Annotated in this window: 7 protein-coding genes; 5 read left to right on the forward strand and 2 right to left on the reverse strand. The window is 69.1% G+C overall.

Features of this window, described 5'->3' with window-relative positions; all coding sequences use genetic code 11:
* Nucleotides 1–84: 84 nt before the first annotated feature.
* Both VFE28_04310 and VFE28_04315 read right to left on the reverse strand, forming a co-directional pair.
* A complete protein-coding gene (locus VFE28_04310; GenBank protein ID HZM15205.1) occupies nt 85–1101 on the reverse strand; it encodes a CNNM domain-containing protein in 1017 nt (338 codons plus the stop codon).
* Nucleotides 1101–2414 carry a hemolysin family protein gene (locus tag VFE28_04315; GenBank protein HZM15206.1) on the reverse strand — a complete coding sequence of 438 codons (1314 nt, stop codon included), beginning with the start codon at nt 2412–2414 and terminating at the stop codon, nt 1101–1103. Before VFE28_04315 ends, VFE28_04310 begins: the two co-directional genes overlap by 1 nt.
* Before the next feature lie 114 nt (nt 2415–2528).
* On the opposite strand from VFE28_04315, the gene VFE28_04320 reads away from it, so the two are divergent.
* The 5 genes from VFE28_04320 (at nt 2529) to VFE28_04340 (ending at nt 8072) form a co-directional block, all read left to right on the forward strand.
* Nucleotides 2529–3557 (forward strand): glycosyltransferase family 9 protein, encoded by a 1029-nt coding sequence (locus VFE28_04320; protein ID HZM15207.1) that lies wholly within the window; start codon nt 2529–2531, stop codon nt 3555–3557.
* 27 nt (nt 3558–3584) lie between these two features.
* Nucleotides 3585–4922, forward strand: coding sequence for a glycosyltransferase N-terminal domain-containing protein (locus tag VFE28_04325; protein ID HZM15208.1), 1338 nt, complete (start codon nt 3585–3587; stop codon nt 4920–4922).
* On the forward strand, nt 4919–5857 hold the full coding sequence (locus tag VFE28_04330) for a radical SAM/SPASM domain-containing protein (protein ID HZM15209.1): 939 nt from the start codon (nt 4919–4921) through the stop codon (nt 5855–5857). Before VFE28_04325 ends, VFE28_04330 begins: the two co-directional genes overlap by 4 nt.
* A gap of 68 nt (nt 5858–5925) precedes the next feature.
* Complete coding sequence (locus VFE28_04335) at nt 5926–7254, forward strand: ATP cone domain-containing protein (GenBank protein HZM15210.1); 1329 nt, start codon at nt 5926–5928, stop codon at nt 7252–7254.
* A gap of 245 nt (nt 7255–7499) precedes the next feature.
* Nucleotides 7500–8072, forward strand: a complete 573-nt coding sequence (locus VFE28_04340) for a tetratricopeptide repeat protein (protein ID HZM15211.1) — start codon at nt 7500–7502, stop codon at nt 8070–8072.
* Nucleotides 8073–8310 lie beyond the last annotated feature (238 nt).

The raw sequence follows: 8310 nt of genomic DNA on the forward strand, positions 1-8310 counted from the left end.
GGAAAGCTCCGACCTCGCGCCGGGGAACGCAATCGCGGCCGAACTCGTGCTGGAACGGCAGGTTAGGAAGCTACAGTCGAGGCATCAAGGCATTTCTTGCCGGGCCCCGGCGGGCGCTGCCGGGGGCGCCATTGTTGCCCCTTTGCCGGGCCCCATGAGGCGGTGCAGCAGATCGTCGAGCCGGATGATCCCGAGCACCTCTCCGTCCCCTTCCATCACCGCGATCTGGCTCGGGCTGCGCTGCAGGTCACCGAGCAAACGATCGAAGCCGGTGCCTTGGCGGACGCGGACGGGCGGCGTCATCCAGCGCGCCACCGAGGAGTCGTTGTCGGCGCCGAGCAGGGCGGCGGCGCTCACCACCCCCACCACGTCCTTGCCGCTGGCATCGGTCACCGGGAGTCGGGTGATCCGCGTCGCACGCATGCGCTCCTTCGCCGCGCCAGCGCTTGCTTCCAGATGCACTTGCGGCACCGCTTGCAGGGGACGCACGAAGTGGATCGGGTCCAGCCGCCAGAACTCGACGATGTGACCGATGAGCTCGCGCTCCTCCGGGTCCAAGTGGCCGCCCGACTCGCTGCGGGCCACGAACTGCTTGAGGTCCTCCCGGGAGGCGAACTCGAGCACCGAGCCCCGTGAACCGAGCAGCCGCCGTACCGAAAGCGCCAGACCGATGGCGAGCAGGAGGAGCGGCGCGAGCACGATCCGCAACACGAGCAGCAGCAGGACGTTGAAGCGCAGCACGCGGTTCGGATAGCTCTGCGCCACGGCTTTCGGCAGCACCTCGCCGAAGACGAGCAGCAAGGGCACGACGAGAAGCGTGGCGAGGACGTCCGCCGCGGCCTCGCGCAGCGGCACGAGGTGGAGCAGCGTCTCGCGCCCATAGACGGCGATGCCGACGTTCACCAGGTTGTTGCCGACGAGACAGAGGGCGATGCCGTGGTCCCGCCGGCGCAGCTGGCGCTCGGCCAGGCGCGCCAGACGGCGGCCCTCGGCAGCGGCGGTGCGCAAGCGCACCCGGCTCGCCATGGTGATGGCGAGCTCGGTGGAGGAGAAGTACGCCGAGCCCAGGAGCAAGAGGGCGAAGACGAGTATCGGTTGCATCAGCGCCCTCCCTTGCCGTCGCCGTGCGGCGCGCGGGGAACGCTGGGCCCGGTTGCCGCGCGCCGCCCGAGGCGCAGGCGCAGGATCCGGTTGGGTGCTGCCTGCTCCACGGTCAAGCGCATGCCGGCGATTTCCACCCACTCGCCTTGGCGCGGGATGCGCCCGAGCCGCTTGCTCACCAGTCCTCCCAAGGTGTCGACATCGGGATCCTCCAGCTCCGCCCCGAGGAGGGCGTTGAAGACGTCGATCTCCATCTGCGCCGAGAGCAGAAGGTCGCCGTCGGGGAGGTCGGTGAGGCGGTAGCGCTCCAGATCGTGCAGGTCGATGATCTCGCCCACCACCTGCTCGGCAGCATCCTCGAGGGAGACGATGCCGTCGAAGGCGCCGTGCTCGTCCACCACCGCCGCGATCTCTTCTCCCGTGCGCCGCAACGCCAGGAGAAGCTCGCCGACGCGGAGAGTGGCGGGAAAGAACAGCAGTTCCCGCCGCAGCGAGCGCAGCCGCCGCGTATCCGGAGCCTGGTTCGGCCAGAGCAGGTCGGACACCTCGACGTAGCCCACCAGGTTGTCCCGCGTCCCCTCGAAGATGGGTACCCGCGAATAGCCCGCATGAGCGATGGCGTGGCGCACGTCCTCGACGGCGGCGTCGGCGTCCACGGCGAACACCCGCGTCCGCGGCGTCACGATGTCCTCCACCAACCGGTCGTTGAGTTGGAAGACGTTGTGGATGAATTCCTTCTCCCTGACCCCGACGACACCCTGCTCCCACCCCATGGTGACCAGCATCTTGATCTCGTTCTCCGAGAGAGCCTCGTCGCGGCGGGGTACGCGGCGCTCCAAGAGCCGGACCACGGCGGCAGTGAGGCGGACGGCGCTCTTCGCCAGCGGGCCGAGCAGCAGCGCTGTCAGGCGCAGCGACGCCGCCAAGCGCCGGGCAAGCGCCAGGGGCGCGCCGACTGCCAGCGTCTTCGGCAGGATTTCGCCTGCCACCAGGATCACGAGCCCCATGCAGAGCGTCGCCAGCGCCGGGCCGCGCTCGGGACCGAACCAGGCGACGAAAGCACTCGCCGCGGTGACCGCCATGAGGACATGGGCGAAGGTGTTGCCGATCAGTACGGTGGCAAGGAGGCGCCGCGGGTGTTCGAGGAGGGCGAGGATGGCACGCGAAGCGCGGCTGTCCTGCTGGCGCAGCGTGTGGATCTGGGGCAGGCGCAAGGAGAAGAGCGCCGTTTCGGCGGCGGAGAAGTATGCCGACAGCCCGAGGAGCAGCGCCAACACCACGAGACGGAAAAGATCCACTTCCTCACCTCGCACCGCATTCTAGGGCAAGCATGCGCACCTCTCAACGACGCCGTGTGCACAGCGTGGCCGGCCCGACGAGAAGCTCCGATCGGTCTGCTACGATGCGCACGGCGAACGGAGGCCATCATGGCCGCGATTCTGGTGCTGCGCCTGTCTTCCCTCGGCGACATCGTGCTCGCTTCCAGCTTCCTGCAGAGCTGCCGCGAGCACTTCCCCTCGGCGCGGCTCGATTGTGTCGTGCGCGAGGATTTCGTCCCCCTGGCAACGGCACTCCCAGGCGTCGCACGCGTGGTCGCGGTCTCGCGCCGTGCCGGTCCGCTGCAGCTCCTCTCGGTCGGGGCCTCGCTCGCCCGCGAGCCCTACGAGCACGTCTTCGATCTGCACCAGAGCTTGCGTTCGCGCCTGCTCACCTGGCGGCTCCGCAGTCGCCTGCGGCCGGGGTTTTCGAAGCAGGAGCTGCCGCGCTGGCTGCTCGTGCACGCCCATCGCGACCTGTACGCTCGTTTCGGCGGCGTCCGGCCGCTGCGGGAGCGCATGCTCGAGCCCTTGCGGCGTCTCGGGTTGGCGCCGCGCCTCCACGACACGCGGCTCGTGCTCCACGCCGACGCCCGCGCTCGCGCTGCCTCCCTTCTCGGCGTCGGAAACGGCGAGCGCTCCTGGATCGCCGTGGCGCCAGGGGCGCGCTGGGCGAGCAAACGCTGGCCCGTGGAGCGCTTCGCCGCACTCGTCGCGCGCCTCGCCGCCGTGCCGGAGCGTCGCTTCGTCCTCCTCGGTGCGGCGGGAGAGAGCCCGCTCGCCGCCAAAGTGGCTGCCGTGTCGCCGGCGGTGACGCTCGATGCCTGCGGCCTCGATATCCTGGAAACCGCCGCGGTGCTCGAGCGCTGCCGGTTGTGTGTGGGAAACGACAGCGGCCTGGCGCACGTGGCGGAGGCGGTGGGCTGCCCGGTGCTCACCTTCTTCGGTCCCACCGCGCCGGCTTTCGGCTATGCCCCATATCGCCCGGCGAGCCGGGCGTTGCATCGACCGCCGCCCTGCAACCCGTGCTCGAAGAACGGTAGCCGCCCGTGCCACCGCCCCACGCACGAATGCATGGAGAACATCTCGGTCGACGAGGCGAGCGCCGTGGCGTCCGCACTCCTCGCCTCGCCCAGGTAACTTCGCATCGAGCTGGAGGAACCAACGGTGCTCCGCCTCTACAACGCGCTCCTTCCCGCGGCTCGCCTGGCGGCGCCGCTTCTCGCGCTCGGCGATGCGAAGCTGCGCGTCGGCTGGCGCGGTCGAAAGGGCGTGGTCGCGCGCCTGGTGGCGCAGGCGGCGGAGCTCCGCGGCCGCGTCGTGTGGATGCACTCCACCTCGGTGGGCGAGTACGAGCAGGCTCGGCCCTTGGTAGCACTGCTCGCCGCGGCGCGTCCGGAGCTCGCGGTGCTCCACACCTTCTTCTCGCCCTCGGGCTACGACTATGCCCGGCGCCTCGGCGAAGCCGCGTACTACGACTACCTGCCCTTCGACGACCGGAACGACGTGAGCCAGGTTCTCGACGCCCTGCAGCCCCGGCTCCTCGTGCTCGTCAAGTTCGATCTCTGGCCGAATCTGGTGGTCGAAGCGGCGCGCCGCGGCGTCCCCGTCACCCTCGTCGATGCGACGCTGCAGCCACGTTCGCGGCGCCAGCAATGGCCGGCGCGCTCCCTCTATCGCCAACTCTACCGCCGGCTCGCCTGCATCAGCGCTGTGAGCCCCGCCGATGCCGAGCGTTTCCGTGCCCTGGTACCCGAGCACCCCGCCATCTTCGTCGACGGCGACACCCGCTTCGATCAGGTGCTGCGCCGGCGCGAAGCGGCGGCCAAGGCTCCCATCCCGGACGTCCTGCGGCGCCGGCCCCGCCCCTTCACCTTCCTCGCCGGCTCGACCTGGCCGGCGGACGAGCGCACGGTGCTCGCGGCCTGGTGCGCTTGGCGTGCCGCAGACGCGGCAGGCCAGGCAGCGCTGACGGAACGAGGTGCAGCGCAGAGCGCGCGTCTCGTCCTCGTTCCCCACGAGCCCACCCCATCGCACCTGCAAGCACTGGAGAAGGAGCTCACCGCTTTGGGGCTGCAGAGCACGCGTTTCTCCGCTCTCGTCGAGAGCGAGCCGGCGGAAGTAGTCCTCGTCGATCGTGTCGGCGTTCTAGCTGAGCTCTACGCCGACGCCGACGCCGCCTACGTGGGTGGTGCATTCGGTCGTGGCGTGCACAACGTCATCGAGCCCGCCATCATGGGGCTGCCGCTCTTCTTCGGCCCCGGGCATCACAATGCCCCGGAGGCGGAAATGCTGCTTGAGACCGGCGCCGCAGCCGTGATACGGTCCTCGGTCGACCTGGAGCGCCAGCTTCAGAGGGTGGCAGGCGATACCGCGGAGCGCCTGCACCGGGGAGGCCGGGCCCGGGCCTTCGTCGCTGCCAATCTCGGTGCTTCCGAGCGCTGCCTGCAGCGGTTGCTGCAAGCCCTCGAGGCGAGTCCCACTCCGGTCCGGGAGCCAGGATGAGCAACCCCCGCACGATCGCGCCGGACGGCACGGTACGCGAGCTGCACTACAGCGAGACACCTCGCTTCATCCAGATCGAAACCAACCTGGCCTGCAACGCCCGCTGCCCCTTCTGTCCCTATCCAACCATGGAGCGCGGGCCCATGTTCATGGACGACTGGGTGTGGAAGAAGATCGTAGAAGAGACGCGGGGGCTCGGCGTCACCTACCGGCCGTTCCTGATCAACGAGCCGCTCTCGGAGAAACGCCTGCCGCAGATCATCGGCGCCATGAAGTCTGATCCCACCGCGAAGGTGGAGATCAACACCAACGGCGGTCTGCTCACCGAGACCCGCTCCCGCGCCCTCCTGGACGCCGGCATCGACATCGTGCGCTTCAGCATCGACGGCTTCTCCCGCGCCACCTACGAGGCAGCCCGGCCCGGGGTGGACTACGACAAGGTGGTGGAGTACACGAACCGCTTCGTCGAGCTGCGGGACGCGGGCAACTACGATTGCACCATCGAGGTGCGCATGATCGACATGCCGGAGAACAAGCACGAGCAGCAGGCCTTCCTCGACTACTGGCGGCCCCGGGTGGACGTGGCGCTCCTCGTGCCGCTCTACAACTGGCCCTGGACCGGGCAGACCCAGCCGGTGCTCAAACCGTGTCTCAAGATCCTGGACGAGATGTTCTTCTACAGCGACGGCACCGCACCGCTCTGCTGCTGGGACGAGCAGGGACGGGGCATCGTCGGCGACGTGAAGAAGGAGAGCGTGCTCGAGATCTGGAACGGCGCGGTGATGCGCTCCATGCGCACTCTCCTCGACCGCGGCCGGCGCGATCTCATCTCGCTCTGCTCGCGCTGCGACGCTTACAAGGATATCCGCTTCGCCGGCTTCGAGACGCCCGCCGAGGCCGCCCCTGCTGCGGCGCCGGCACCTCTGCCCCGCTGAATTCCCGCCGTCGCGCCTCCCTTGAAGGCGCCGTGGTAGCATCGGCGCCCGGCCACTCGAGGTGATCCATGCCGCCCCCGACCCAGATCATCAAGCGCACGGGCGAGGTCGTTCGCTTCGACCCGTCGAAGATCACCACCGCCATTTACAAGGCTGCCGCCGCCGTGGGCGGTCACGACCGGGCGCTCTCCGAGCGGCTCTCCGACGCGGTGGTCGCTCTCCTGGCACAAAGCGGCGACACGCCGAGCGTCGAAGAAATCCAGGACCTGGTGGAGAAGGTGCTGATCGAAAATGGCCACGCCCGCACCGCCAAGGCCTACATCCTCTACCGCCAAGAGCGCTCGCGCCTGCGGCAAGAGCGGCGCGAGCGCCGGCAGCGCGGTGGCGAAGTCCCCTGGCAGACGATGTGGCGCACCCTGGTGTGGAACCTGGAGCACGACTGCCACACGGTCGCGGCTCTCAACCGGCAGGTGCGGAACGGCACTTTCCCGGCGTTGGTGGCCGCCGCCGAGGCCGCCTACGAAGAGCAATTGCGTTCCACCGCGGAATTCGTGCTCGAGTCGCGCCAGCGCCTCCGGCTCGTGATCATCGCCGGCCCCTCGTCTTCGGGAAAGACGACGGCGACCGCCAAGTTGACCGAGTCGCTCCGCGCTGCGGGTCTCGGTGTCGTCCCCATGAACCTGGACAATTACTTCTTCGACCTGCGTCTGCACCCGCGGGACGCGAGCGGCGACTACGACTTCGAGACGCCGGAAGCGTTGGATCTGCAGCTCGTCAACCGCCATCTGCAGGAGCTCCTGGAGGGCCGCGAGGTGCAGATGCCGATCTACGACTTCAAGCTCGGCCGGCGGATCGAGGAGCGCCGGGCGCTGCGCCTCGGCCCAGGCGAGGTGCTCCTCCTCGACACCCTCCACGGGCTCTACGCACCGCTCACCGCCAGCGTCGACGAGTCCCTCAAGTTCCGGCTCTACATCGAGACCGTGCTCCAGCTCCGCGACGGCGCCGCCCGCTGGGTGCGTTGGACGGACTTGCGACTGCTGCGGCGCATGATGCGCGACGCCTCGCACCGGGGCTACGATCCCTCCCAGACCATCTCCCACTGGCACCACGTGCGCCGCGGCGAGCTCAAGCACATCATCCCCCAGCTGGAAAAGGCCGACGCGGTGATCAACGGCGCCCTGCCCTATGAGCTCCCCATCTTCAAGAAGCACCTGGAGCATCATTTCCCGCGCTTCGTGGAGATGTGGCGTGACGATCCCCACCGCGTCGACGCCCTGCATCGCTCTCGCCGCATCGCGGCGCTCCTCGCCGAGCTCGAAACCGCCGACGATGCCTGCGTCCCCGCCACCTCGGTGCTGCGCGAGTTCATCGGCGGCAGCGCCTACCCCGTGCACTAGGGGGGCCCTTCGCCAGTCCCCTCCCGCCGTGCAATCTGCAATCTGCAACGCGTGGGGCACCCACAAGGGTCGATCCCCTGCCTGCCTCGGCATGCTTGCGGAAGCACCAGCCTTCCGGGGCCACGCCGCGGCGCGGGACGGGACGGCGGCAGGAATGGTACGGGCGTTGCGGTGGCTGCCCTATCCGTCAGCGTGCGGTCTCTCGCCCGCGAGTGAAGCGGAGCGGAGCGAGCCGGAGGTGCAGCATGTCCAGCCAACGTATCGGGAGTTCTACCACCCTGTCGCGCCCCGAGCACACGCGGGGGAGCGCCTGGAACTTGGCGGAGGCGCCGGCGCGGGAAGTGCGTTCGCCGGGAGAAGCGCAACGTCTTTACGAGGAAGCGCGCTCTGGCCTGCGTGAGCGGCAGGAAACAGAGGCCTTCGAGCTGCTGCAAGAAGTGCTGTGGCACGACCCGGAGCATGCCGAAGCCTTGTCGTGGTTCGGACTCTGCGTAGCGAAACTGCACGGCCAGAACGCCGAGGCTCTGGAGCTCTGCCGCAAGGCTCTCGACCTCGCACCGAGCAACGCAGAGGTTCGCACCAACCTGGGCCGCGTGCAGCGCCTCTGCGGCGACAACGCCGCCGCGCATCGCACTTTCCTGGGCGCCTATCGGCAGGATCCCCGCAATCCGGGGCCGGCGACCGAGTTGACCCGGATGGGAGTGCGCCGCCGTCCGGTGCTCACCTTCCTGTCGCGCGAGCACTGGTGCAACCGTATTCTCGGCCTCGCCCGTTATCGCGTGCAGCGAATCCTCACCGCCCCGCCACGCAGGGCCTGAGCGCGGCGCGAAGCGCCTCGCGGCGGCTCCCGTGAGCCGGCCGCAACGAGGTGAGCCTTCGCGATCGTGCCCTCGTCCACCAGACTCTCAGTGGGCGATCTCTTTCCAGTACTTGGCGTAATCGAACTTGGGGCTGTTCTTCTTGTCGTGGCACACCATGCAGCTCTCCGGCGTCGGGTGGGCGATGAAGCCCGCATCGCCGTGCGTCGTGCCCTGACCGTGGCACTGCTCGCAGGAG

The sequence above is a fragment of the Candidatus Krumholzibacteriia bacterium genome, from assembly GCA_035649275.1.
In the GTDB taxonomy this organism is placed as follows: domain Bacteria; phylum Krumholzibacteriota; class Krumholzibacteriia.